At 74.4% G+C, this 25,007-nt stretch carries 22 protein-coding genes; 14 read left to right on the forward strand and 8 right to left on the reverse strand.

Annotated features, from left to right (window positions below):
* Positions 1-3: 3 nt before the first annotated feature.
* The gene (locus tag MJ876_RS01115; protein WP_240234205.1) at positions 4-1,374 is read right to left on the reverse strand and encodes a glycoside hydrolase domain-containing protein; all 1,371 of its coding nucleotides are present in this window, start codon (positions 1,372-1,374) and stop codon (positions 4-6) included.
* A gap of 156 nt (positions 1,375-1,530) precedes the next feature.
* Here MJ876_RS01115 and MJ876_RS22045 point away from each other — a divergent pair, with 156 nt between their 5' ends.
* Complete coding sequence (locus MJ876_RS22045) at positions 1,531-2,973, forward strand: PQQ-binding-like beta-propeller repeat protein (RefSeq protein WP_240234206.1); 1,443 nt, start codon at positions 1,531-1,533, stop codon at positions 2,971-2,973.
* Positions 2,974-3,037: 64 nt separating this feature from the next.
* Positions 3,038-4,372, forward strand: a complete 1,335-nt coding sequence (locus tag MJ876_RS01125) for an aminopeptidase C (RefSeq protein ID WP_240234207.1) — start codon at positions 3,038-3,040, stop codon at positions 4,370-4,372.
* Between the two features lie 15 nt (positions 4,373-4,387).
* On the opposite strand, the gene MJ876_RS01130 is transcribed toward MJ876_RS01125, so the two are convergent.
* Complete coding sequence (locus MJ876_RS01130) at positions 4,388-5,239, reverse strand: hypothetical protein (RefSeq protein WP_240234208.1); 852 nt, start codon at positions 5,237-5,239, stop codon at positions 4,388-4,390.
* A gap of 113 nt (positions 5,240-5,352) precedes the next feature.
* Here MJ876_RS01130 and MJ876_RS01135 point away from each other — a divergent pair, with 113 nt between their 5' ends.
* Positions 5,353-6,684: an endonuclease/exonuclease/phosphatase family protein gene (locus MJ876_RS01135; RefSeq protein ID WP_240234209.1), complete on the forward strand. Its 1,332-nt coding sequence runs from the start codon at positions 5,353-5,355 to the stop codon at positions 6,682-6,684.
* 22 nt (positions 6,685-6,706) lie between these two features.
* Positions 6,707-8,995, forward strand: a complete 2,289-nt coding sequence (purL, locus tag MJ876_RS01140; RefSeq protein ID WP_240234210.1) for a phosphoribosylformylglycinamidine synthase subunit PurL — start codon at positions 6,707-6,709, stop codon at positions 8,993-8,995.
* A 279-nt stretch (positions 8,996-9,274) separates the two neighbouring features.
* Here the strand turns inward: purL and disA are convergent, their stop codons facing one another.
* Together disA and radA are read right to left on the reverse strand one after the other, a co-directional pair.
* Positions 9,275-10,357: a DNA integrity scanning diadenylate cyclase DisA gene (gene disA, locus MJ876_RS01145; RefSeq protein ID WP_240234211.1), complete on the reverse strand. Its 1,083-nt coding sequence runs from the start codon at positions 10,355-10,357 to the stop codon at positions 9,275-9,277.
* Between the two features lie 87 nt (positions 10,358-10,444).
* The gene (gene radA, locus MJ876_RS01150) at positions 10,445-11,860 is read right to left on the reverse strand and encodes a DNA repair protein RadA (RefSeq protein ID WP_240234212.1); all 1,416 of its coding nucleotides are present in this window, start codon (positions 11,858-11,860) and stop codon (positions 10,445-10,447) included.
* 138 nt (positions 11,861-11,998) lie between these two features.
* Between radA and MJ876_RS01155 the strand changes: the two genes are divergently transcribed.
* Positions 11,999-13,039, forward strand: coding sequence for a LacI family DNA-binding transcriptional regulator (locus MJ876_RS01155; protein ID WP_240234213.1), 1,041 nt, complete (start codon positions 11,999-12,001; stop codon positions 13,037-13,039).
* A gap of 104 nt (positions 13,040-13,143) precedes the next feature.
* Here MJ876_RS01155 and MJ876_RS01160 read toward each other — a convergent pair whose 3' ends face one another.
* The 3 genes from MJ876_RS01160 to MJ876_RS01170 all read right to left on the reverse strand — a co-directional run bounded on the left by MJ876_RS01160 (position 13,144) and on the right by MJ876_RS01170 (position 15,408).
* Positions 13,144-13,869 carry a class I SAM-dependent methyltransferase gene (locus tag MJ876_RS01160; protein WP_240234214.1) on the reverse strand — a complete coding sequence of 242 codons (726 nt, stop codon included), beginning with the start codon at positions 13,867-13,869 and terminating at the stop codon, positions 13,144-13,146.
* Positions 13,870-13,900: 31 nt separating this feature from the next.
* On the reverse strand, positions 13,901-14,539 hold the full coding sequence (locus MJ876_RS01165) for a VOC family protein (RefSeq protein WP_240234215.1): 639 nt from the start codon (positions 14,537-14,539) through the stop codon (positions 13,901-13,903).
* 83 nt (positions 14,540-14,622) lie between these two features.
* Positions 14,623-15,408, reverse strand: coding sequence for a hypothetical protein (locus tag MJ876_RS01170; RefSeq protein WP_240234216.1), 786 nt, complete (start codon positions 15,406-15,408; stop codon positions 14,623-14,625).
* A gap of 73 nt (positions 15,409-15,481) precedes the next feature.
* Here MJ876_RS01170 and MJ876_RS01175 point away from each other — a divergent pair, with 73 nt between their 5' ends.
* The 9 genes from MJ876_RS01175 to MJ876_RS01215 all read left to right on the forward strand — a co-directional run bounded on the left by MJ876_RS01175 (position 15,482) and on the right by MJ876_RS01215 (position 23,556).
* Positions 15,482-16,453 (forward strand): Ppx/GppA phosphatase family protein, encoded by a 972-nt coding sequence (locus tag MJ876_RS01175; RefSeq protein ID WP_240234217.1) that lies wholly within the window; start codon positions 15,482-15,484, stop codon positions 16,451-16,453.
* On the forward strand, positions 16,450-17,265 hold the full coding sequence (locus tag MJ876_RS01180; RefSeq protein WP_240234218.1) for a sugar phosphate isomerase/epimerase: 816 nt from the start codon (positions 16,450-16,452) through the stop codon (positions 17,263-17,265). Before MJ876_RS01175 ends, MJ876_RS01180 begins: the two co-directional genes overlap by 4 nt.
* Positions 17,266-17,408: 143 nt before the next feature.
* Complete coding sequence (locus tag MJ876_RS01185; RefSeq protein ID WP_240234219.1) at positions 17,409-18,359, forward strand: proline dehydrogenase family protein; 951 nt, start codon at positions 17,409-17,411, stop codon at positions 18,357-18,359.
* Between the two features lie 8 nt (positions 18,360-18,367).
* Positions 18,368-19,216, forward strand: coding sequence for a pyrroline-5-carboxylate reductase (proC, locus tag MJ876_RS01190; protein ID WP_240234220.1), 849 nt, complete (start codon positions 18,368-18,370; stop codon positions 19,214-19,216).
* A 44-nt stretch (positions 19,217-19,260) separates the two neighbouring features.
* A complete protein-coding gene (locus tag MJ876_RS01195) occupies positions 19,261-20,472 on the forward strand; it encodes an acetoin utilization protein AcuC (protein WP_374202452.1) in 1,212 nt (403 codons plus the stop codon).
* Positions 20,473-20,757: 285 nt separating this feature from the next.
* On the forward strand, positions 20,758-20,958 hold the full coding sequence (locus tag MJ876_RS01200; RefSeq protein WP_240234221.1) for a helix-turn-helix domain-containing protein: 201 nt from the start codon (positions 20,758-20,760) through the stop codon (positions 20,956-20,958).
* A 129-nt stretch (positions 20,959-21,087) separates the two neighbouring features.
* Positions 21,088-21,189, forward strand: coding sequence for a 30S ribosomal protein bS22 (locus tag MJ876_RS01205; RefSeq protein ID WP_084653504.1), 102 nt, complete (start codon positions 21,088-21,090; stop codon positions 21,187-21,189).
* A 50-nt stretch (positions 21,190-21,239) separates the two neighbouring features.
* Positions 21,240-22,343 carry an NAD-dependent epimerase/dehydratase family protein gene (locus tag MJ876_RS01210; RefSeq protein WP_240234331.1) on the forward strand — a complete coding sequence of 368 codons (1,104 nt, stop codon included), beginning with the start codon at positions 21,240-21,242 and terminating at the stop codon, positions 22,341-22,343.
* A complete protein-coding gene (locus MJ876_RS01215; protein ID WP_240234222.1) occupies positions 22,336-23,556 on the forward strand; it encodes a lysophospholipid acyltransferase family protein in 1,221 nt (406 codons plus the stop codon). Before MJ876_RS01210 ends, MJ876_RS01215 begins: the two co-directional genes overlap by 8 nt.
* A gap of 55 nt (positions 23,557-23,611) precedes the next feature.
* Here MJ876_RS01215 and MJ876_RS01220 read toward each other — a convergent pair whose 3' ends face one another.
* A complete protein-coding gene (locus MJ876_RS01220; RefSeq protein WP_240234223.1) occupies positions 23,612-24,946 on the reverse strand; it encodes a DUF5667 domain-containing protein in 1,335 nt (444 codons plus the stop codon).
* Positions 24,947-25,007 lie beyond the last annotated feature (61 nt).

A 25,007-nucleotide genomic window follows, 5' to 3' on the forward strand; every position in this document is an offset into this window, starting at 1 on the left:
GGGTCAGACGCCCCGCCCGAAGCTCATCGCGCGCCAGCTGGCCTCGGTGACGATCCCGGTCTGCGGCTGCTTCACCCGTGCCTGCCACTGCTTCACCGCGTCGGCGACCTCGCGGTCGTAGTACGCGTCGACGGCGCCCTCGCGCAGGCCGGTGGCGTTGAGCATCCGCTGCACGCGGCGCACGTGCCAGCTGTTGGAGCCGAGCTTCAGCACGGGGCGGGCGCCCTCGGAGGCGAGGCGGACCCAGCCGGTCCGGCCCCAGGTGCGACCGCCGTCCATGCCGCGGTCACGGCGGTACGCCGCCACCGCGGCGCCGGTGGCGTCGTCGTAGCGACCGGTGGGCTCCCCGGAGTAGAAGCCACGCATCCTCAGGTTGCACTGCAGGGCCGAGACCATCCGGCCCTTGGCGCCGGGCGTCAGCGCGCCGTACCGCGGCAGGTCGACGAGGACGTCGCCGCACTTGGTCACCGGCGGCAGCGCGCGTGAGCCCTTGCCGACCTCGAGCCAGTTGCTGTCGATGTTGATGGTGACGCCGCCGTGCGTCTCGAGGTGGCCGCCGCGGTACTGCTTCACGCGACGGTTCGGGCGCCAGCCGTCCTCGCGCAGGTAGGAGGTCGACGAGTTCGCGACCTCGTCCCAGCGGGCGAACCAGATGTACTGCGGCATGACGTACCGGCCGGGCCGGTTCACGCGGGCGTCGTCCCACGCGTTCAGGCCGGAGCCCGCGCTGGAGTAGAGGCCGGTCGTGAAGCCGAGCCGCTTCACGGTCGTGTTCCACGCCGAGACGAACGCCAGGGCCGACTCGCGGCAGTGCGTGTTCCCGACGTCGAATGCCTCCATGTCGTACCAGAGGACGCTGCGCGGGGCGATGCCCAGACGCCTCGCCGCGTCGACGCTGCGCTGGCCCTCGGTGCGGCCCATCGCCCGCGCGGCGGTGTAGTTGTTGCCGGCGCCGGGCGTGGGGTTGATCGTCGGGTCGTTGCCGTAGCGCGGGAAGTGCGGGCTGCAGGAGGCCTGGGGGCCGAGGGTGATCGGCAGCAGCTCCCAGCCCTGGGCGAGCTGGGTGCTGACCCACTGCGGGGTCAGGTTGCGCTGCTCGCGGCAGCCCCGCGACGCCCCGGAGATGTAGATGCCGACGGCGAGGAACGGGGAGGTCTCCATCCACCGCGTCATGGCCGCCTGGGACGGCGCCTCGCACTGGTCGAAGCCGTAGCCGGTGAGGTTGCCGGGGGTCACCGGGTTCGCGGCGGCGGGGGCGGTCGCGCCGGCGCCGAGCAGTCCGCCGACGAGCCCGAGCAGGCTCGTGCAGGCGGCGGCGACGCGGACGCGGCGGGGGGTGCTGCGACGGACACGAGCGGTCGTCGAGGGGGTCACGAGGGGCTCCGATCGGCGGGGAAGGTGCCGCCCGAGTCGGCACGGCGAGTCACTGTAATCACACTGATCACACCCGTAACACGTGTTCACTGGAACTACAGATCTGTAATTCACCGGGGCGGTTGAAGGCCCCTGACGCGGGGAAGACCCGAGGTCGTGGTGGTCTCCTGCGCGCGCTGCGGCGCCTACCTCGTGCCGGCCCAGACGGCCTGCCCGCGCTGTGGCCTGCCGCGAGACGCGGCCCCGCCGTCCCCGCCGCAGTACGGCGCCCCGCCGCCGTACGCCGCCCCGCACCCGTACGCCGCCCCGCCGCCCGGGTGGGGCGCGCCGACGCCGCGGAGACGCCGGACGGGTCTCGTCGTCGGCGGCTCGCTGGTGGCCGTGGCTCTGCTGGCCGGCGCCGGCGCCTGGGTGCTGCTCCGCGACGGCGGCGGGGGAGCGGAGGCGTACTCGTACGGCACCGACGTCGAGCTGCCCGCCCCGGCCGAGGACGAGCCGGAGGAGGCCTGGACCTACACCCCCGACGCGGCGACCGCGGTCTCGGCGTACCCCGACGACACCACCGTCGACGACGGCGTCCTCGTGCGCTGGAACCGCGGCGCGGAGTACGACTCGCCCACCTCGATGGTCGTGCTCGACGCCGACGGCGAGGAGGGCTGGTCCGCGGACTTCGAGCAGGCCTCGTTCATCAGCTCGATCACCGAGGACACGGCGCTGGCCTACTCCTTCGCCGACGTCGGCTCCGGCGCCCCCGGCGTCGTCGAGGTCGTCGAGTCCGGCACGGGTGAGCCCCTGTGGGACACCGAGGGGACCTTCGCGGGCGCGAGCGAGGAGGTCGCCCTGATGAGCGAGGACGACGGCGAGGGGGCCGTCGAGGCGCTCGACCGGGAGACGGGCGAGCAGCTGTGGACCGCGGACGACGTGCTGACGGTGGGGTTCTCCGCGGAGGGTGACTTCGTGCTCCTCGGTGACGACGGCGTCCGCCGCGTCGACGGGCGCACCGGCGAGGAGCGGTGGCGCATCACGCCCGAGGGCGAGCAGCCCGGGGTGGTCGTCGCGGGCGAGATGGTGCTGCTGGGCTCGGAGGACGGCACGCAGGCGCTCGACCTCGGCGACGGGGAGACGCTGTGGTCCGACGACTCCGTCACCGAGCTGGTCGCCGCCTGGACGTTGCGCGACGGGCGGGTGCTGGGGGCGACGGCGTACTCGGTCACCGCCGGCGAGTCCGGGCCGGACGACCGCACCGGGTGGGTCCTCGACCGCGAGGGCCCGGTCGGCGACGAGCTCACGCTGCCCGAGGGTCGCGACGCCCCCTGGTCGTGGGAGGACGGCGAGGAGCTCCTGGCCGCGGGCGGCGTCCTGTACGACGAGGACCTGGACGTGCTGACGAGCGAGTACGTCTCGGTGCTGCCGACCACCGACGGGTTCTACGGGGTGGCGCAGGACGGCACCGTCTCCTACCTCGAGGGCCTCGACACGATCGCGTCGCCGGAGTGGAGCGCGCCGCTGACGGGCGACGAGGACGCCGCCGGCACGGTCACCGCCGTCCCCGACGGCCTGGTCCTCGTCGAGGACGGCACGGTGCGCTGCCTGAGGTAGGCGGTCCGCGGGTGCGGCGTACTGTCGCGGCACCGCCGAAAAATCGATGAGCGCAGGAGCACCCATGACCGGAGCGATCTCACCCGACCGGATCGAGCAGCTGGCGAAGGCCTTCGACGCCGACCCGCACGCGCGGGTGATGCAGAACGCGGTGACGAAGACCGCCGTCGACGCCGTCGCCCTCGACCACCGCGCCGCGGTCGCCGCGGAGCGGTCGATGTCGCACCAGCTCGACGACTGGTCCGCCACGAACCAGAAGATGAGCGGACGCTGCTGGATGTTCGCGGGCCTGAACCTGCTGCGCGTCGGCGCCGCGGAGAAGCTGGGCGTCAAGGAGTTCGAGTTCTCGCAGTCCTACCTGCAGTTCTGGGACAAGCTCGAGAAGGCGAACTTCTGGCTCGAGTCGATCCTCCAGACCGCGGACCGCGACGTCGACGACCGGACCGTCGCCCACCTGCTCGGCTCGCCCACCGAGGACGGCGGGCAGTGGACGATGTTCGTGGCGCTGGTGCAGAAGCACGGGCTGGTCCCCAAGTCGGTGATGCCGGAGACGCAGTCGTCGTCCGAGACCCGCCAGCTGAACCGCAACCTGGGCGACGTCCTGCGCCAGTCCGCCCGCGACCTCCGCGCGGCCGCGGCGTCGGGGGAGTCCGCCGACGCGCTGCGCGAGCGCAAGGACGGGGTCCTCGAGACCGTCCACCGCATCCTCGCCATCCACCTCGGCACCCCGCCCACCTCGTTCGACTGGCAGTGGCGGGACAAGGACAAGGGCTTCCACCGGGACGGCACGCTGACGCCGCAGGAGTTCGCCCAGCGCTACGCCACGCTGCCGCTCGACGACTACGTCTGCCTCGTCCACGACCCCCGCCCGACCAGCCCGGTCGGCCGCACCTTCACGGTCGAGCACCTCGGCAACGTCGTCGGCGGCCCGCCCGTGGTCTACCTCAACGTCGACGTCGCGACGATGAAGCGGATCGCCGCGGACTCGATCGTCGGTGGCGAGCCGGTGTGGTTCGGCTGCGACGCCGGCAAGATGCACGACCGCGACGGCGGGGTGTGGGACGCGAACCTCTTCGACTACGACGCCGTCTACGGCACGACGAGCGACATGACGAAGGTCGACCGGCTGCTGCACGGCGCGACCGCGATGAACCACGCGATGCTGTTCAGCGGCGTGGACGTCGTCGACGGTGTCCCGCGCCGCTGGCGGGTCGAGAACTCGTGGGGCACCGACAAGGCCGACAAGGGCTTCTGGACGATGACCGACGGCTGGTTCGACGAGCACGTCTTCGAGACCGCGTGCCGGGTCGACGCGCTCCCCGCCGAGCTCCGTGACGCCATCGCGACGCCGCCGATCGTCCTGCCCGCCTGGGACCCGATGGGGGCGTTGGCGCAGTAGGACGCGGGGAGGGCGCTAGGCGTCCGACTCCAGCACGTGGCTCTCCCCCGCCTCGACCTGGTCGGCCCGGACGGTGATCTCGAAGCGTCCGGGCTCGACCGCGGTGGCGCCGACGGTCGCGGCCTGCTCCGGGTCGGGGTCGACGAGCTCGACGCGGGCTGAACCACCGGGGCCGCCGGAGGTGTGGAGCAACCGGACGTCGAAGCCGGCCCAGCGGCCCCGGAGGTCGAGGGCGAACACCCGCGCGCACTCGGCCAGCGGGACCGTGCGGGTCACGACGCCGGGCCGGGGCGAGTCGAAGGTCGCGTCCGGTGGGTCGCCGTACGCCACCAGCTGGACCCACGACGGGTCGGCGGCGTGGGCGGCGATCCACTCGCGCCCCTGCCACTGCGCACGCGGCCCGACGAGCCCGAGGGTCGGCGCCCAGGCCATCGCCCCGCGCCAGCCGTACGCCGGGCCGTCGTACGTCAGCAGGTGCTGCTCGGCGCCGCCCGCGTGGACGCGCCACACCTCGGCCCCGACGGGCACACGGGTGGTGGCCAGGTCCCAGACCGGCACGATCGCCCCGGTGGCGGGCAGGAACCCGTGCGGGTAGGTCGGCCACGGCCGTGACGGGGTGTCGGCGGCGGGGGTGCGGTGCCGCATGAGCGGGGCCGCGGCGTACCGCAGGACGTCGACCGACCACGGTTCCGGGCCCTGGGGCCACAGGTCGGCCAGGCCGTGGGCGGCCACCCGTCCGGCCGGCCCGCCCAGGCTCGCGGCGTCCGCGGCCCCGACGACCGCGCCACCGACGTGGCTGTCGCCGCGCTCGCCGAACGACCGGCTCACCTCCGGCCACAACACCTTCTCCATCACGGCCCGGCTCATGCCCCGATGATGCCGGGGTGGCGGTGGGCGGGTCGTCGCGTTCACCCCCACGTCGCGACCGTGTGGTAGCAACTCCCACGACCAGTCCGCCACCCGTCCTGCTCGGAGGACCCGTGACCCTGTCCCGCCCCGCCCGCCTGCTCGCCGCCGGCACGCTCGCCGCGGCCCTCGCCCTGCCGCTCTCCGGCGGCGCCGTCGCGGCTCCCGACCGGGGTCCGGAGGGGCCCGGGGGGCCGAAGGGCCCGGGGAAGGTCGACACCGTCCGCTTCGCCTCCTTCAACGTGTCGATGTTCCGCACGACCGAGGGCGAGCTCGCCGCCGACCTCGCGGACGCCGACGACGAGGCGCAGGACGCCGAGGTCCGCAACGTCGCGGAGATCATCCAGCGCCAGCGTCCCGACGTCCTGCTGCTCAACGAGCTCGACGTCGACCTCTCCGGGCAGTCGCTGGAGGACTTCCAGGAGAACTTCCTGGCCGTCGGCCAGGGCGGGGCGGAGCCGATCCGCTACGCCCACTCGCTGGTGCTCGACTCCAACACCGGTGTCGCGAGCGGGTTCGACCTGAACAACGACGGGCAGGTCGGCACCACCGGCCGCGCGTACGGCGACGACGCGTTCGGCTTCGGCGAGTTCGAGGGCCAGTACGGCTTCGCCGTCCTGTCGCGCTACCCGATCGACGAGCGTGCGGTGCGCACCTTCCAGGACTTCCGCTGGGCCGACATGCCCGGCGCGCGGCTGCCCGACGACCTGTCGACCCCGGAGCCCGCCGACTGGTTCACGCCCGAGGAGCTCGAGGTGGTGCGGCTGTCGAGCAAGAACCACGCCGACGTCCCGATCCGGGTCGGGCGACGGACGGTCCACCTGCTGGCCAGCCACCCGACCCCGCCGGGCTTCGACGGCCCCGAGGACCGCAACGGCAGGCGCAACGCCGACGAGATCCGGCTCTGGGCCGACTACGTGTCGCCCGGCAAGCGGTCCGCCTACCTCGTGGACGACGACGGCAGGCGCGGCGGGCTGGAGCCGGGCTCGCCGTTCGTGGTGATGGGCGACCTCAACGCCGACGCGTCGGACGACGGCAACGGGCTCCCCGGCGCCGCCGGCCAGGTCGTCGACCACCCGCTCGTGCGCGACCCCCTGCCGCGCAGCGCGGGTGCCGCCGAGGCGTCGCGCCGGCAGGGCGGCGTCAACACCTCCCACCGCGGCGACCCGGCCCTGGACACCGCCGACTTCAGCGACGGTCCCGGCTCGGGCGGCAACCTGCGCGTCGACTACGTCCTGCCGTCGCGGCCGCTGAAGACCCGCGCGGCCGGGGTGTTCTGGCCGGTCCTCGCCGACCCCCTCTCGCGGCTGACCGGCGTCTACGACCCGTCGTACACCAACGGGTTCCCGAGCTCCGACCACCGCATGGTCTGGGCGGACCTGACGGTGCCCGGCGCCCGCCGCTGAGGGGGCCGATAGATTGCGGGCCGTGGCCGACACGACCGCTGGAGACCTCGACACCGTCGCACGCGCCGCGGACGACCCCGGGCGCGAGCAGCCCTGGGCCGAGCTGGGCCTGAAGTCCGACGAGTACGACCGGATCCGCGAGATCCTCGGACGCCGCCCCACCAGCGCCGAGCTCGCGATGTACTCCGTCATGTGGAGCGAGCACTGCTCCTACAAGTCGTCGAAGGTGCACCTCAAGCAGTTCTCCGAGGTCCCCCAGGAGACCCCGGTCGGCAAGATGCTCGCCGGCATCGGCGAGAACGCCGGCGTCCTCGACATCGGACAGGGCTGGGCCGTCACCTTCAAGGTGGAGTCCCACAACCACCCGTCGTACGTCGAGCCCTACCAGGGCGCCGCGACCGGCGTCGGTGGCATCGTCCGCGACATCCTCGCGATGGGCGCACGGCCGGTGGCGGTGATGGACCAGCTCCGGTTCGGCCCGGTCGACGCCCCCGACACCCGCCGCGTGCTCCCCGGCGTCGTCGCCGGCGTCGGCGGCTACGGCAACTGCCTCGGCCTGCCGAACATCGGCGGCGAGGTCGTCTTCGACGCGACGTACGCCGGCAACCCGCTCGTGAACGCGCTGTCGATCGGCGTGATGCGCCACGAGGACCTGCACCTCGCCAACGCCTCCGGCCTCGGCAACAAGGTCCTGCTGTACGGCGCCCGCACCGGCGGCGACGGCATCGGCGGCGTCTCGGTGCTCGCCTCCGAGACCTTCGACGCGGACGGCCCGGCCAAGCGGCCCTCGGTGCAGGTGGGCGACCCCTTCATGGAGAAGCTGCTCATCGAGTGCACCCTGGAGGTGTTCGCCGCCGGCCTCGTGGCCGGCATCCAGGACCTCGGCGGGGCCGGGCTGTCCTGCGCCACCTCCGAGCTCGCCTCCGCCGGCGACGGCGGCATGCACGTCGACCTCGACCTGGTGCCGCTGCGCGACTCGACCCTCTCGCCCGAGGAGATCCTCATGAGCGAGAGCCAGGAGCGGATGATGGCCGTCGTCGAGCCGGCGAACGTCGAGGCGTTCCTCGCCGTCTGCGCGAAGTGGGACGTTGACGCCGTCGTCCTCGGCGAGGTCACCGACACGGGCCGGCTCCAGGTGGACTGGCACGGCGCGCGCGTCGTCGACGTCCCGCCGCGGTCCGTAGCGCACGACGGCCCGACCTACGAGCGCCCGTTCGCGCGCCCCGACACCCAGGACGCCCTGGTCGCCGACGCCGCCGAGGCGCTCCCGCGGCCGTCGTCCGGCGACGAGCTCCGCGAGACCGTGCTGCGGCTCGCGGGCTCGCCCGGGCTGTGCGACCGGTCGTTCGTGACGGACCAGTACGACCGCTACGTCCGCGGCAACACCGTGCTGTCGCAGCCGGAGGACTCCGGGATGCTGCGCGTGGACGACGCCAGCGGCCTCGGCGTCTCCCTGGCCACCGACGGCAACGGCCGCTACACCCGCCTCGACCCCTACACCGGCGCCCAGCTGGCGCTCGCCGAGGCGCACCGCAACGTCTCCGTCGGCGGCGCCCGGCCGCTCGCGGTGTCCGACTGCCTGAACTTCGGCTCGCCCGAGGACCCGGCGGTGATGTGGCAGTTCGCCGAGGCCTGCCGCGGGCTCAAGGACGCCTGCCTCGCCCTGGGGGTGCCGGTCACCGGTGGCAACGTGAGCCTCTACAACCAGACCGGCGAGACCGCCATCCTCCCGACGCCCGTCGTCGCCGTGCTGGGCGTGATCGAGGACGTCGCCACCCGCGTCCGCTCCGGACTCCCCGCCGACGGCCTCCACCTGCTGGTCGTGGGGGAGACCCGCGAGGAGCTGTCCGGCTCGGAGTGGGCGCACGTCGTCCACGACCACCTCGGAGGCACCCCGCCCCGCGTCGACCTGGACGCCGAGAAGGCCCTGACCACGCTGATGGTCGAGGCCGCCGCGGCCGGGACCGTCGCCGCCGCCCACGACCTCTCCGACGGCGGGCTCGCCCAGGCGCTCGTCGAGGCGTGCATCGCGGGCGGCCGCGGAGCCACGGTGCGCCCCGAGGCGCTCGGGGTGGACCCGTTCGTCGCGCTGTTCTCCGAGTCCTCCGCCCGCGCGCTGCTCGCGGTCACCGACGAGCACCTCGAGACGGTCCGCTCGCGGGCCACCGAGCTCGGGCTCGCGGTCGCCGAGGTCGGCACGTCCGGCGGCGAGTCGCTGGTCGTCGAGGCCGGCGACTCCTCGTTCGAGATCGACGTCGCCGAGGTCGAGACCGTGTGGCGCGCCACCCTGCCGGCGGTGTTCGACAACTAGGCGCGGCCCGCCACAACGTCACCGCCGGGTCGAGGTGGGAGCCGGTGGCCGTCAACGCCGGTCGAGGTGAGAGCCGCTGGCCGTCACCGCTGGTTGAGGTGCGAGCGCAGCGAGCCTCGAAACCCGGTGACGCACCGACCGCACCCCTGACCGGCGGGTTCGAGGTCGGCCCTCCGCCCACCGAGGTCTCGACCCGCGGTCGCGCCCTCGCAGGCTCAGGCGCGCGCTCGCTCGACCTCTTCGCGTGACGACCGCACTCGTCCCTCGTGCGGTCGTCGCTCAGACGTACCGGTCGAGGATGCTCGACTCCGCCAGGCGCGACAGGCCCTCGCGGACGGAGCGGGCGCGGAGCTCCCCGACGCCGTCGACGGCCTGCAGGTCGTCGAGACCGGCGGCGAGGAGCTTCTGCAGCGTCCCGAAGTGCTCCACCAGGCGGTCGACGACGATCGGGGGGAGGCGGGGGACCTTCGCGAGCAGCCGGTAGCCGCGCGGGGCGACGGCGCCGTCGAGGTGCTCGCCGCCGGACAGGCCGAGCGCCCGCGCCACCGAGGCGATGTCGACCAGGTCGGTGGGGGTGAGCTGCTCCAGACGGACGCGGACGTCGTCCGCGCTCGGCGTACGACGCTCCGGCAGGTAGTCGCGGATGACCAGCTCGAGCTCGGGGTCCACGCCGGTGACGAGCTCCTCCAGCTGCAGCGACAGCAGGCGGCCGTCGGTGCCGAGCTCCAGCACGTAGTCCTCGATCTCCCGGGCGATGCGGGTGACCATCTCGAGCCGCTGGGCGACCACGACGACGTCACGGACGGTGACGAGGTCCTCCACCTCGAGCGCCGACAGGCTGCTGGTGACCTCGTCGAGGCGCAGCTTGTAGCGCTCGAGCGTGGCGAGGGCCTGGTTGGCGCGGGAGAGGATCTGGCCGGAGTCCTCCAGCACGTGCCGGGTCTCCCCGACGTACGCGGCGATGATCTGCATCGACTGCGACACCGAGATGACCGGGTAACCGGTCTGGCGCGCGACCCGGTCGGCGGTGCGGTGCCGCGTGCCGGTCTCGACCGACGGGATCGACTGGTCCGGCATGAGGTGCGCCGCGGCCCGGTGGATCGTCGTGGCCTCGGCGTCGAGGACGATCGCGCCGTCCATCTTGGCCAGCTCGCGCAGGCCGGTGGCCGTGAAGGGGACGTCGAGCACGAACCCGCCGGAGGCGATCGAGTCGACGAGCTCGTCGCGGCCGAGGACGAGCAGGGCGCCGGTCCGGCCGCGCAGGATGCGCTCGAGTCCGTCGCGCAGCGGGGTGCCCGGCGCGATCGTGGCGAGGGTCGCGCGCAGGCGCAACGACTCCTCGGTGCGCTCGATGCCGACCACTGCTCTTCCCCGTCTTCCTGCTCCCCGTGGCCCGAGATCCGCGGCGTCGCGCCGTCCCCCGGACGATCACACCCTAGGCCATGGGTGTCACAGGACGTCCTGCTCGCGACCGTCCACGATGCCGAGCAGGTCGAGGGCCTCCGCGACACCCCGGACCTCGATGACGCGCATGCCGTTGACCTCGGCGGGGGCGCCCCCCTCGCCGACGCCGCGGTGCCAGGGCACGACCGCGTGGGAGAACCCCTGCCGAGCCGCCTCGCCCAGGCGCACGCGCAGGTCGCGGACCCGCCGCACCTCGCCGGCGAGCCCGATCTCGCCCATGACCACGGTCCCGAGCGGCGGCGCGCTGCCGTGATGGGCGGAGGCCAGCGCGACGGCGAGGGCGAGGTCGGTGGCCGGCTCGGTGAGCTTCGCCCCACCGACGGTCGAGGCGAAGACGTCGGCGTGCTGGGTGCGGACCCGGCAGTGCTGCGCCAGGACGGCCAGGACCATCGCCACGCGCGAGGAGTCGAGCCCGGACGTCGTGCGGCGGGGCCGCTCGGCGGGGGAGGCCGTCACCAGGGCCTGGACCTCGGCCAGCAGGGGGCGGCGTCCCTCCATCGTGACGGCGACGCAGGTGCCCGGCACCCGGGCCGCGTGGTGCTCGACGAACAGCCCGGTGGGGTCGGTGACGGCGCTGATGCCGTCGGCCGCCAGGTCGAAGCACCCGACCTCGTCGACGGGGCCGAAACGGTTCTTCACCGCCCGCACCATGCGGAACCGCGAGGAGCGGTCGCCCTCGAAGTGCAGGACGACGTCGACCAGGTGCTCGAGCACCCGCGGCCCGGCGATGCCGCCGTCCTTCGTGACGTGGCCGACGAGGACGACGGTGATCCCGCGGGTCTTGGCGACCCGGATCAACGCGGCCGCGACCTCCTTCACCTGGGTGACGCCGCCGGGCACGCCCTCGGTGTCGGGGGCGCCGATGGTCTGCACCGAGTCGACGACCACCAACGTGGGGCGCACGGCCTCGACGTGACCGAGGACGGCGGCGAGGTCGGTCTCGGCGGCGAGGTAGAGCTCGTCCTGCACGCCGCCGGTGCGGTCGGCGCGCAGGCGCACCTGCGAGGCGGACTCCTCGCCGGTCACGTACAGCGTCCGGAGCTTGCGCCGGGCGGTCTGCGCGGCGACCTCGAGCAGCAGCGTGGACTTGCCGACGCCGGGCTCGCCCGCGAGGAGCACGGCCGCGCCGGGGACCATCCCGCCGCCGAGCACCCGGTCGAGCTCCGGCACGCCGCTGCTGCGGAACGCGGCCGCCTCCTGCGGGACCTCGCCGATCGGCACCGCGGGGCTGCTGACGGGGCCCGCCGTCGTCCGCACCCCCGCGCCGGCGCTCGCGGCGGGCGCCGCCTCGGCCACCGACCCCCAGGCGCGGCACTCCAGGCAGCGGCCGACCCACCGGGGTGTCTCCCAGCCGCACTCGGCGCAGCGGAAGGACGCTCGGACGCGCGCTGGCTTGCTCATGGCCGTGACGCTAGGCCACCCCACCGACAGTCCCGCCCGAGCGGTCCGCACGGCGGGTGGGGCCCCCGGTGTTGACCGCTGTCGAGGCGCCCCGGATCATGGTTTGGAACGTTCAAGTAGTCGGACCTGGGGGACTGGATGAGGCGACCGGAGCCGCGCAGCCCGGCGTACGCCGCGGGCCCGCCGACGCTCGCCGACGTCGCCGACCTCGCCGGGGTGTCGCGCCAGACCGTCTCGAACGCCCTGAACAACCCCGACCTCCTCCGCGCCGACACCCTCGAGCGGGTGCAGGCGGCCGTCGCGGAGCTCGGCTACACCCCGAACCGGGCCGCGCGGAACCTGCGGACCCGGTCCTCACAGCTCATCGGCATGCGTTTCGTGCCCGGCCAGGAGGGCACGGCGAACGCGGCCATGGACCGGTTCGTCCACTCCCTGGTCGAGACCAGCCGCGAGGCCGGCTACCACGTCCTGCTCTTCGCCGGCCACGGCACGGACGCGCTGGCCGGCTACGACGACCTGCTCCGCTCGACCGCGGTCGACGCCTTCGTCGTCACCGACACCTTCCTCGGCAACCCGCAGACCACCTGGCTGGAGGACCGCGGCGCGCCGTTCGTCGCGTTCGGCCGCCCCTGGGACCAGCCCGAGGCGTCCCACCCGTGGGTCGACGTGGACGGCGCCGCGGGCGTCGCCGCCGCCACCGAGCACCTGCTCGGCCACGGCCACTCCCGCGTGGCCTGGATCGGCTGGCGCAAGGACTCCCGCATCGGCGAGGACCGCCGCTCCGGCTGGACCCGCGCGATGCACGCCGCCGGCCTGTCGACGTCCGGGCTCGCGTCGCGGACCGAGGACACCGTGGCGAGCGGCCGCGACGCCGCCGCCGTGCTCCTCGACGAGGCCGGCGCCACCGCCTTCGCCTGCGCGTCCGACACCCTGGCGATGGGCGTGCTGCACACCCTCGCCGAGCGCGGCCTGGTCCCCGGACGCGACGTCGCCGTCATCGGCTTCGACGACTCCCAGGTCGCCCAGGTCGTCCCCGGCGGCCTCACCTCCGTCCGCCAGCCCCTCGAGCAGGTCGCCGTCGAGATCGTCGCCGCCCTCTCGGGCCTCCTCGCCCACCCGCCGACCAGCACCCCCAACGTCCTCCTCGCGCCCACCCTCGCCGTCCGCGCGTCGGGCTGAGCCGGCCGGTCGTCGTCCCCGGGGCCTCAGGAGGCACGGGTTTCACCAGCCGGCTGGTGAAACCCCCCGACGCCCCGACCGGACCCGACCGGACCCGGCCAGGCTCAGAAGGTCCGCCACCACAGGTTGACGGCGTAGTCGACCTCGAGCCCGGCGGACGGCGGGTGCTCGGTGAGGATCGCGTCGGCGGTGGCACGGTCGAACTCGATGCGGACGACGGCCTCGAGGTCGGCGCGGGAGGTGAAGCGCCAGCAGGTGGCGATCGGCGTGCGGCGCCAGCCACGGGCGGCCCAGAAGCGCTCGACCTCGTCGGCGCGGATCTTCGGGTAGCCGCGGCGGAACCAGGCACCGAAGGTGGAGGTGGTGCCGTCGTTGTCGAGCACGAACGCCGTGCCGCCGCGGCGCACGACGCGGGAGAGCTCGCGCAGGCCGGGCTCGCAGCCGGGGCCGAAGAAGTACGCCCAGCGCGCGTGGACGACGTCCACGGACGCGTCCGGCAGCGGCACCTGCTGCGCCGAGCCGTGGCGGACGTCGACGCTCGGGGTCCCCGCCACCCGTCGGCGGGCGAGGCGGAGCAGGCCGGGGTGCGGCTCCACGCCGACCACCGAGGACGCCGTGGCGGCGAAGCGGGGGAGGTGGAAGCCGGTGCCGCAGCCGAGGTCGAGCACGGTGCGCCCGGAGAGGTCGGCGGCGCCCAGCACCTCGAGCATCGCGGACTCGACCAGGCCGTCGGGGTCGAAGGCGTGGTTCTCGACCTCGTACGTCGCGGTGTGGTGCCAGATGTTGGGGCTGGGGATCGCGCCGGTCGCGAGACCGGGCACCGAGCTCACGGACGGACCCCGGGCCGGGCGGTGGGCCGGCTCAGAGCCGGACGAGGCCCTGCGGCGTCTGCACCTGCGCGGCGATGATGCCGGGGGTGCCGTGCGGGGCGACCCAGTCGACCTTCACGTCCTCCAGCGGCGCCTCGACGGTCTCGCCGAGCCACTCGCTCACGCGGCGCGGGTCGCCGGCGATCTCCAGGCACGCCAGGCTCCACCGCTCGTCGGCGCCGACGCTGGGGTGCATGTCGGCGGGCGACTCCCACTGCACGAAGAACGGCAGCTGCGGGTCGGAGATGAGGCCGTGGACGCCGATCTGGCGCCACAGCAGCTCGGTGCGGTCGGGGCGGTGGCGGTTGCCCTTGACGGACTCCCGGCCCAGGCGCCGCTCGACGACGGAGATGTCGTCGACGGCCACGACCCAGCCGAGCCAGCCGCCGCCGAGCGCGGAGCGGGCCCGGACGGCCTGGCCGAACGGGGCCTTGTCGGAGGCCGGGTGGTCGAGGACCTCGACGATCTCGAGGTAGGTGCGGTCCGCCATCGGCAGGATCATGTTGCGGGTGCCGAAGCGGGGGTGGACCCCTCCGTCGACGAAGTCGGTCCCGAGCAGTCCCCCGATGCGCTGGGCAGTCGCGGCCAGTCCGTCGGGGCCGGCGGCGTAGGAGAGGTGGTCCAGGCGCATGCAGGGATTGTGACCCGGCTCGTTTCCACCCTCGACCCCGGGGGCGTGTTCTCTTGACATCGAGACGAGTGGTGTGGGAACGGTCACCGCTGACCGGCGCGGCGATCGGCCGGGTGGATCGCCAGCCGCCGCCGCCCACCGCGCAGGTGCTGGGCGCACGCCTCGGCGAGGACGTCGTACGCCGGCCGCCCCATGAGGGCCACCAGCTCCGGCTCGTTCGTCACGTACAGCGGGTCGGGCGCCACGTGCGCCTCGGTGTTGCCCGAGCAGTACCAGTCGAGGTCGTGCCCGCCGGGACCCCAGCCGCGGCGGTCGTACTCGGCGATCGTCACCTCGGTGTACGACGTGTCGTCGCCGCGGGTCACGTCGCGGAAGGTCCGGCGGATCGGCAGCTGCCAGCACACGTCCGGCTTCGTCTCGAGCGGCTCGCGGCCCTCGAGCAGCGCGAGGGCGTGGAGCGCGCAACCGGGGCCGCCGCCCTCGTCGGTCGCGAAGTCGGGACGGTTCGCGAACACGCACGCGCTCTGGCCGTCGAGCTCGACGACGCGGGTCTTCCGCTCGCCGTCCTCCGGCTCGGTCCAGTCCTCACGGGTGACGTCGCGGCCGGGGTGGAGCTGCCACAGGCCGGGGGTCAGGCGCGCGACGTGGGTCGCGACCCGCTCCTCGTCCTCGTCGTCCGAGAAGTGCGCGCCGAGGGCGCAGCAGCCGACGTCGGGGGCGTCGGCGTAGATCCCGGCACACCCGGCACCGAAGATGCAGCGGTAGCGCGACGTGAGCCAGGTCAGGTCGCAGCGGAACACCTGGTCGGCGTCGTCGGGGTCGACGAGCTCGAACCAGGCGCGGGGGAAGTCGAGGTCCACCTCGGGCACCCGCCCACGCTACGGCCGGCCTCCGCGGGTCCGGACGACGGGACACCGGCGGGCGGGGGCGTAGGTTGAGGCCATGCGTCTGGGAGTCCTCGACATCGGGTCGAACACCGGGCACCTCCTGGTCGTCGACGCGCACGGCGGCGCACCGCCCTCCCCGGCGTACTCGCACAAGGAGCCCCTGCGTCTCGCCGAGCACCTCACCGGGGACGGCGCGCTGTCCGACGAGGGTGCCGCGGCGCTGCGGGAGTTCGTCGCGAGCGCCCGGACCGTCGCCGACGACAAGGGCTGCTCGGAGATCCTCGCCTTCGCGACGTCCGCGGTGCGCGACGCGACGAACTCGTTCGAGGTCCTCGCCGACGTGCAGGACGCCACCGGCGTCGACGTCGCCGTCCTCTCGGGCGAGGACGAGGCGCGCCTGACCTTCCTCGCCTGCCGGCGCTGGTTCGGCTGGTCCGCGGGGCGGCTCGCGATGTTCGACATCGGCGGCGGGTCGCTGGAGATCGCCGCCGGCTCGGACGAGGCCCCCGAGGTCGCCTGGTCGCTGCCGCTGGGCGCGGCCCGGCTCGCGCGGACCTGGTTCGACTCCGTCCCGCCCGACCCGGACGTCCTCAAGCGGCTGCGCACCGAGGTCCGGGCCGAGATCGCCCGCGACGCGGGCCACGTGCTGCGCGGCGGACGGCCCGACCGCGCGGCGGCGTCGTCCAAGACGTTCCGCTCGCTGGCGCGCATCTGCGGTGCCGCGCCCAGCGGCGAGGGTCGGCTGGTCAAGCGGGTGCTGCCGGCGACCACGCTCAGCGAGTGGATCCCCAAGCTGGCCACGATGGCCACCGACGAGCTCGCCGAGCTGCCCGGCGTCTCCGCCAGCCGCACCCACCAGATCCTCTCCGGCGCGCTCGTGGCCGAGGCCGTCATGGACATCTTCGACCTCCCCGAGCTCGAGATCTGCCCGTGGGCGCTGCGCGAGGGCCTGATCCTCGAGCGCTTCGACCACCTCGGCTTCCGGTCCGACGGCGCCACGGCCGAGGACCGCGTGGTCGGCAGGTGAGCGTCGTCGGGCTGTCGACGAGCTCCGTCTACCCCGAGTCCAGCGCGCGGGCCTTCTCCTACGCCGCCGAGCTCGGGTACGACGCCGTCGAGGTCATGGTCGGCATGGACGGCGTCAGCCAGGAGATCGACGCCGTCGTCGCGCTGTCGTCCCACCACGGGGTGCCCGTCTGCTCGGTGCACGCGCCCTGCCTGCTGTTCACCCAGCGCGTGTGGGGCGTCGAGCCGTGGGGCAAGCTGCAGAAGTCGGCCGAGATGGCGCAGGCCGTGGGTGCCGACGTGGTCGTCGTCCACCCGGCGTTCCGGTGGCAACGTGACTACGCCCGCGAGTTCGTCGACGGCATCGCGGCGCTCGAGGAGTCGACCGGGATCGCCTTCGCGGTCGAGAACATGTACCCCTGGCGGACCTCGAAGCGGCAGAAGGACTCCCGCGGCCTCGAGATGTACGTGCCCGGCTGGGACCCCTCGACCGAGACCTACGCCAACACCACCCTCGACGTCTCGCACGCCTCCACGGCCCGCAGCGACCTGCTCGCGATGGCGGAGGCGATGGGGGACCGGCTGCGCCACGTCCACCTCACCGACGGCACCGGGTCGGCGAAGGACGAGCACCTCGTCCCCGGCCGCGGCGACATGCCCGCCGCCGAGCTCCTGCAGGCCCTCGCCGGCCGCGGCTTCGAGGGGCACGTCGTCCTCGAGATCAACACCCGCAAGGTCGAGGACCGCGACGAGCGCGTCGCCGACCTCGCCGAGTCGCTGGCCTTCGCGCGGCGACACCTGGGGCAGGCCGCCACGGGGCCCGCGACCCCGTGACGCGGCGGGTCGCGACCCGGACCCGGGGTCGTCCCCCCGGGTGGTGGCCCGTCCGGCGTGAGGCCACCGGAGGCCCCGAACAGGGGTCGGTCGTAGCCTGACGTGGTCGGGACCACACCGTCGCGACGGGAGCGGAGGACGAGATGTCGGTGCTGCGGGGACCGCTGATGTGGCTGGCGCGCAACGAGCGGGTCAAGGACCTGGCCACCACCATGCCGGTGACGTCGTCGGTCGTGGCGGGCTACGTGCCCGGCGAGTCGACCACGGAGGTCGTCGACGCCGTCGCCGCGTGCGAGGCGGACGGGCTGCTCACCACCATCGACTTCCTCGGCGAGGACACCGTCGAGGCCGCCCAGGCGCAGGCCACCGTCGACGCGTACGTCGAGCTGCTGGAGCAGCTGGCCGCGCGCGGGCTGGCCCGGGGCGCCGAGGTGTCGGTCAAGCTCACCGCGCTCGGCCTGGCGCTGCCCGCCTCGGAGGCACCGCAGGGCGGGCACCGCACGGCGCTGGAGAACGCCCGCACCATCTGCCGCGCCGCCCGCAACGCGGGCACCCAGGTCACGGTCGACATGGAGGACCACACCACCACCGACGCGACGCTGGCCGTGCTGCGCGAGCTCCGCAAGGACTTCCCGGAGACCGGCGCCGTCCTGCAGGCCTACCTCCGCCGCACCGAGGCCGACTGCCGGGCCCTCGCCCACGAGGGGTCGCGGGTCCGCCTGTGCAAGGGCGCGTACGACGAGCCCGCCAGCGTCGCGTTCACCGACAAGCTCGAGGTGGACCGCTCCTACGTCCGCTGCATGCGGGTCCTCATGGCCGGGGACGGCTACCCGATGCTGGCCACGCACGACCCGCGCATGATCGAGATCGCCCGCTCGGTCGCGGGACGGTACCAGCGGCGTCCGGGCACCTACGAGTTCCAGATGCTCTACGGCATCCGCCCCGAGGAGCAGAAGCGCCTCGCCGCCGAGGGCGAGACCATGCGCGTCTACATCCCCTACGGTTCGGAGTGGTACGGCTACCTGGTCCGCCGGCTCGCCGAGCGTCCGCAGAACCTGTCGTTCTTCGTCAGGTCCCTCGTCTCGAAGAAGTAGGTGCACCGATGACGAACGCAGACGGCGCCGACAGCACCGCAGGCCCTGCCGTGAGCGGCGTCACCGCCGTGATCGGCGTGGGCGTGATGGGCGAGGCGCTGGTCTCGGGGCTCGTGCGCGCCGGCCGGCCGACCACCTCGATGCTCCTCGGCGAGAAGCGCCCGGAGCGCGCCGCCGAGCTGCGCGAGCGCTACGGCATCTCGGTCGTCGACAACGTCGAGGCCGCCGCCGGCGCGCAGACCGTCGTCCTCGTCGTGAAGCCGCAGGACATGAGCGAGGTCGTCGAGGAGATCGCGGGCGCGATCCGGCCCGGGCAGCTCGTGGTCTCCCTCGCGGCCGGCATCACCACCGCCTTCCTCGAGGCGCGACTGCCCGAGGGCGTCGCCGTCGTCCGGGTCATGCCGAACACCCCGGCGCTGGTCGACCAGGGGATGCTCACCATCTCCGGGGGCTCGCACTGCGAGGAGCGCCACCTCGCCGAGGTCGAGGCGCTGCTCGCCACGACCGGGCGCGTGCTGCGCCTGCCGGAGAAGCACCAGGACGCCGCCACGGCGATCTCCGGCTCCGGTCCCGGCTACGTGTTCTTCATGGTCGAGTCGATGATCGAGGCGGGCGTGCACCTCGGGCTGCCCCGCGGGACGGCCACCGAGCTCGTCGTGCAGACCCTCGTCGGCTCCGCGGCCATGCTGTCCGAGACCGGGGACCACCCGGTGGTGCTCCGCGAGCAGGTCACCTCGCCCGGCGGGACCACCGCCGCCGCGCTGCGGGAGCTCGAGATCCACGGCGTGCGGGCGGCCTTCCTCGCCGCGCTGCGGGCGGCCCACGACCGCTCGCGCGAGCTGGCCGCGGGCTCGTGAGCGACACGCCGTACGAGCCGCCGGTCGTGCCCCCGGCGCCACCCGTGGCGACGGGGGCCGGGCCGGCAGCGGGTCCGGGGTGCGGCGCGCTGTCCACGGTCGTCTTCGACGAGGCGCTGTGCGGCTACGACTTCGGCCCCGGCCACCCGATGCACCCCGTGCGCGTCGACCTGACGATGCGCCTCGCGGACTCCCTCGGCGTGCTCGAGCGGGTGCGCGTCGTCCCGGCGCCGATCGCGGACGACGACCTGATCCGGACCGTCCACGACGACGACCTCGTGCGCGCCGTGACGAGGCTGGGCCACGAGGGCGGGTCCGACCTCGCCCACGGCCTGGGCAGCGACGACAACCCGGTGTTCCGGCGCATGCACGAGGCGACCGCCCACGTGGTGGGTGCCAGCGTGGAGGCGTTCCGCCGGGTGTGGTCGGGGGAGTCGCTGCACAGCGCGAACGTCACCGGAGGCCTGCACCACGCCATGCCGGGTCGCGCCAGCGGCTTCTGCGTCTACAACGACGTCGCCATCGGCATCCAGCACCTCCTCGACTCCGGCGCGACGCGGGTGGCGTACGTCGACGTCGACGCCCACCACGGCGACGGCGTCGAGAAGGTGTTCTGGGACGACCCGCGCGTGCTGACGATCTCGCTGCACGAGACCGGCGAGATGCTCTTCCCCGGCACCGGCTACCCGCACGAGACGGGCGGGCCGGAGGCCGAGGGATCGGTCGTCAACGTCGCCCTCCCGCCCGGCACCTCGGACGCCGGCTGGCTGCGCGCGTTCCACGCCGTCGTCCCGCCGCTGCTGCGGGAGTGGGAGCCGGAGGTCCTCGTGACCCAGCACGGCTGCGACTCCCACGTCGAGGACCCGCTGACCCACCTCAACCTCACCGTCGACGGCCACCGCACGACGTACGAGGCGCTCCACGCGCTCGCCCACGAGGTCGCGGGCGGCCGGTGGATCGTCACCGGCGGGGGCGGCTACGCCCTCGTGGACGTCGTCCCCCGCTCGTGGTCGCACCTGCTCGCGACGATGACCGGCACGGCGATCGACCCCCTCCTGCCGACCCCGCAGGTGTGGCGCGACCACGTCACCCGCAGCCTGGGCCGCACGGCGCCGCTGCGGATGACCGACGGTCGCGAGGTCGTCTGGCGCGACTGGAGCGAGGGCTACGACCCCGCCACCTGGCTCGACCGCTCCGTCCACGCGACCCGCACCGCGGTCTTCCCGCTGCACGGGCTGGATCCGGCCGCCTGGTGACGAGGGCTCGGCGGACGTGACGAGGTGACGGTGGCCTGGTCCCTCGCTGGGTCTCGTCCCGCCGTCGCGCCCTCGCAAGCTCGGGCGCGCGCTCGCTCGATCCGACCCACGTCGTAGCCTCGCTAGCTCGGCTGCGGTGGGTCGCAAGGCGACACGCCGGGCGCACAGCAGTTTTTCCGCAACTTGCTTCACACGCGTCACATCTGGCCCTATCTTTACGGCAACGGGGTGCGCTCCTCGTCGACGTGGTCGGCGACGCACCCGAGGACAGAGAAGGACGGACCCATGGCAGCCTCCCCGGACATGTCCGACGCCAAGTTCCTCACCGTCGCCGAGGTGGCCGCGGTCATGCGCGTGTCGAAGATGACCGTCTACCGGCTGGTCCACAACGGCGACCTGCCGGCCGTCCGGGTCGGGCGCTCCTTCCGGGTGCTCGAGGACGACGTCAACCGCTACCTCCGCGAGAGCTTCTTCGACGCCGGCTGACAGGCCGGCGGAGGAGTGGGCCGAGCAGCGGGTCGAGCGGCTGTCGGGGCCCCCGGGGACGGCCGTTAGGCTGTCGTGGTCGCACCGGCGGACCTGCCGGGCGACTTCGGACGCGAGAGGTTGTTCCCTGTGGGTTCTGTCATCAAGAAGCGGCGCAAGCGCATGGCCAAGAAGAAGCACCGCAAGCTGCTGAAGCGGACGCGCGTGCAGCGTCGCAAGCTCGGCAAGTGATCCTCCGCAGCGGCCTCTAGAGAGCGGGCGGGGCAGTGGGTCGGGTCGTCCTGGTGACCGGGGTCTCGCGAGACCTCGGCCGTCGGAGCGCCGCCGCGCTGGCCGCCGCTCCCGGCGTCGACCGGGTCGTCGGCGTCGACGTCTCGCCGCCCCGTGGCGACATGGGCGGCGTCGCCTTCGTGCGCGCCGACATCCGCAACCCGGTCATCGCGAAGGTCATCGCGAAGGAGGACGTCGACACCGTCGTCCACATGAGCGTCATCGCCACCCCCGGCACGTCCGGCGGGCGGACGACGATGAAGGAGCTCAACGTCATCGGGACGATGCAGCTCCTCGCGGCGTGCCAGCGCGCCCCGCGGCTCGAGACGCTCGTGGTGAAGTCGACGACCACGGTGTACGGCGCCAGCAGCCGTGACCCCGCGATGTTCGCGGAGGAGACGGAGCCGCGGCGCCTCCCGCGCTCCGGCTACGCGAAGGACGCCTCGGAGGTCGAGGCCTACGTGCGCGGCTTCGCCCGCCGCCGGCCCGACGTCCGGGTCACCATGCTCCGCTGCGCCAACGTCGTCGGACCCCACGTCGTCAGCCCGATGACGTCGTACTTCCGGCTCCCGGTCGTGCCGACGGTCCTCGGGTTCGACCCGCGCCTGCAGTTCCTGCACGAGCACGACCTGATGGCCGTCCTCGAGCACAGCGTCACCGACGGCGCGCACGGCACCTTCAACGTGGCCGGTGAGGGCGTGCTGTCGCTGTCCCAGGCCCTGCGCCGCCTCGGCCGCCCCTCGATCCCCCTGCCGGCCTCCGCGGTGGGCGGCGTCGGCTCGGTGCTGCGCTCGGCGCGCCTGACCGAGTTCTCCCCGGAGCAGGTCTCGCTCCTGACCTTCGGCCGCGGGGTCGACACCACGCGGATGCGTGAGGTGCTCGGGTTCCGTCCCCGCTACACGACGGCGTCGGCGTTCGCGGACTTCGCCGCCCACATCGCACCCGGGCCCGGCCCCGGCGAGCGCGTGGTGGCGGGCGTCGGGCGGGTCCTCGGGATCGACGGCGTCGACGACACGGACGCGACCCCCGGCCCGGGCCGTCGCGGCGTAGCCTCGCTGGCCGGAACCCCCGCCCTGGGTGGGGGCGCCGGACAGGGGGGTGACGCACGTGGGTGACGCCGAGATCATCCCGATCGGCACGCGCGGACGACCGGGCCGCGGCTCCGGCACGCGCCGTCCGTCGTCCGCCGCCCGCGACCTGGCCCCGCACGCCGCCCGTCGCCGCGCCCAGGACCCCGACACCGGCACCGGCACCGACACCGGGCCCGATACCGGCACCGACACAGGGCCCGACACCGCCACGACCGTGACCGGGCCGCGCGCCGACGAGCGGACGACCCCGGCCGAGCAGGACGTCGTCGCCCGTCTCGAGGTCCCCGCACCGACGTCGGCGGGGCCGTCCGGCGTCGAGGTCACCGACCGCGCCGGCGCCCCGGGCATCCCCGCCGCCGACTGGGCGCACGCCCTCGTCGCCGGGGCCCGCGAGGTGCTCGGGGACGACTGGGAGAACCGGCTGGCGCACGGCCTCGCCGGGCTCCGACGCCGCCTGACCGGCGAGTACGCCGTCGACGAGTACGGCTTCGACGCCGAGCTGACCCGCCGGCTGCTGTTCGCCGTCCTGCGCCCCCTCGCCGAGAAGTGGTTCCGGATCGAGGTGCGCGGGCTGGAGAACATCCCGGCCACCGGCGGTGCGCTGGTCGTCTCGAACCACTCCGGCACGATCCCCGTCGACGGCCTGATGACGATGTTCTCGGTCACCGAGCACACCGGCCGCTTCCTGCGCCCCCTCGGGGCCGACCTGGTCTTCCGCACCCCCGTCGTGGCCGGCCTGGCCCGCAAGATGGGCGCCACCCTCGCGTGCACCGAGGACGCCGAGCGCATGCTGTCCGGCGGGGAGCTCGTCGGCGTGTGGCCCGAGGGGTTCAAGGGCATCGGCAAGCCCTACTCGGAGCGGTACAAGCTCCAACGCTTCGGCCGCGGCGGGTTCGTGTCCGCCGCCATGCGCACCGGTGTGCCCGTCATCCCGGTGTCGGTCGTGGGCGCGGAGGAGATCTACCCGCTGGTCGGGAACGTCCCCGCCCTCGCGCGTCTCCTCGGCCTGCCCTACGTGCCGATCACCCCGCTGTTCCCGCTGCTCGGGCCGCTCGGGCTGGTGCCGCTGCCGTCGAAGTGGCTGATCGAGTTCGGCGAGCCCGTGCGGACGGACGCGTACGGCGAGGGCGCCGCGGACGACCCCATGCTGGTGCTCAACGTGACCGACCAGGTCCGCGAGACCATCCAGCAGACGCTCTACTCGCTGCTGATGGAGCGGCCCTCCGTCTTCGGGTGAGCCCGGTGGGGAGCCGTCGGGTGGGGAGCCGTCGGGTGAGGGGCCCCGGCGCGGTCTAGGGCAGCAGGTCGTCCAGGTCGCCGCCGGAGCCGCGCCCGTCGCGCTTCTTGCCGCCACGGTCGCGACGACCGTCGTCCTCGGCCTTGCCGGACCCGCCCAGGCCGTCGCGCAGGCCGTCGCGGAGGCCGTCGCGGAGCCCGGTGCCGAGGCCGTCGCCGAGCCCGCTGGCGACGCCGTCGCCCAGCACGTCACCGAGGCCGTCCCCCGGCCCGCCGTCGGACTCCGGGAGCCTCGGCGGCGTCGAGGGGTCGACGGGGACGTCGTCGCCCCGGCCTCCCGAACCGTCGTCACCCTGGCCGCCGCCGGGGGCGTCGGGGCCGGCGGGGCCCCCGGGCCCGGGGCCCAGGCCGCGTCCGCGCCCCTGTCCGTCGGCACCGCCCCGGCGGTCGGCCCCGTCGGCGGTGTCCTCCTCGGGCAGAGGCGTGGCGGAGGTGCCGGAGCCGGGCAGCTCGTCGCCGGCGCTCAGACGCTCGTCGCCGGACTCGAAGCCGGTCGGGTCGGCCACGCAGAGCGGGCAGGCGAGCGCGGTGTCCGCCTCGATCCGGTCGACGGCCCGGACGGCGCGCGTCCAGGCGTCGCGGGCGGCGGCGGGGAGGTCGACGGCCATGTCGTCGAGCTCGCTGCCGCTGACGGCCGCGAAGTCGCGCAGGTCGCGGACCAGCTCGCGGTCGCCCGTGCGGGCGTACTCGGCGAGCAGGCGATCGGCCCCCTCCGAGGCCTGGTCGGTGAAGCTGTCCAGGGTCGGGGCGACCTCCGCGGAGGAGGCGGCCTCGCCGGAGGCGATCAGCGCGGACGCCTCGCCGAGGCGGTCGGCGGCGTTGACGAGCAGCAGCTCGCCGCGCTCGGTGGGGTCGCGGGTGACGCCGGCCTGCGCGTCCTCCAGGGCCCGCTTGATGGGGTAGAGGGCTTCGCCCGGCAGCGCCGACTGGGCGGCGACCGCCACCGAGGTGCTCGCCCCGAGCGCGGCCACGGTGCCGGCGAGGACGGCGAAGCGGCGCGGGTGGCGACGGGGGACCCGCAGGCGGAGACGCTCCTCCGGGTCGAGGGAGGCGTCGGCGGCCGGGGCCTCGGCGGCGCGGAGCGCGGCGAGCCGGTCGGCCTCGTCCATCAGGCGCTCGCGGAGCGCGGTGGCGTGCTCGGCGCGCGGGGCGACCTCGGGCAGCGCGCGCAGGGCGCCCACCACGGCGAGGAGCTCCGCGGGGGCCGCGGCTCCGGGCACGGCGTCGCGGGTCGCCCGGTCGAGGGGGCTCGCGGACGTGTCGGCCCACGCGCGCTCGAGCGCGGCGTCGAAGCGCTCGGCCGCTCGGCCCCGCACCCACATCGCGCTCATCCGGTCCGTCCTTCGTCCGCCCGTCCGCCGGCCCCCGTGTCCGGTGGCACGCATCCACCGG

This window comes from Nocardioides sp. CFH 31398, from assembly GCF_022436705.1.
Lineage (GTDB): Bacteria > Actinomycetota > Actinomycetes > Propionibacteriales > Nocardioidaceae > Nocardioides.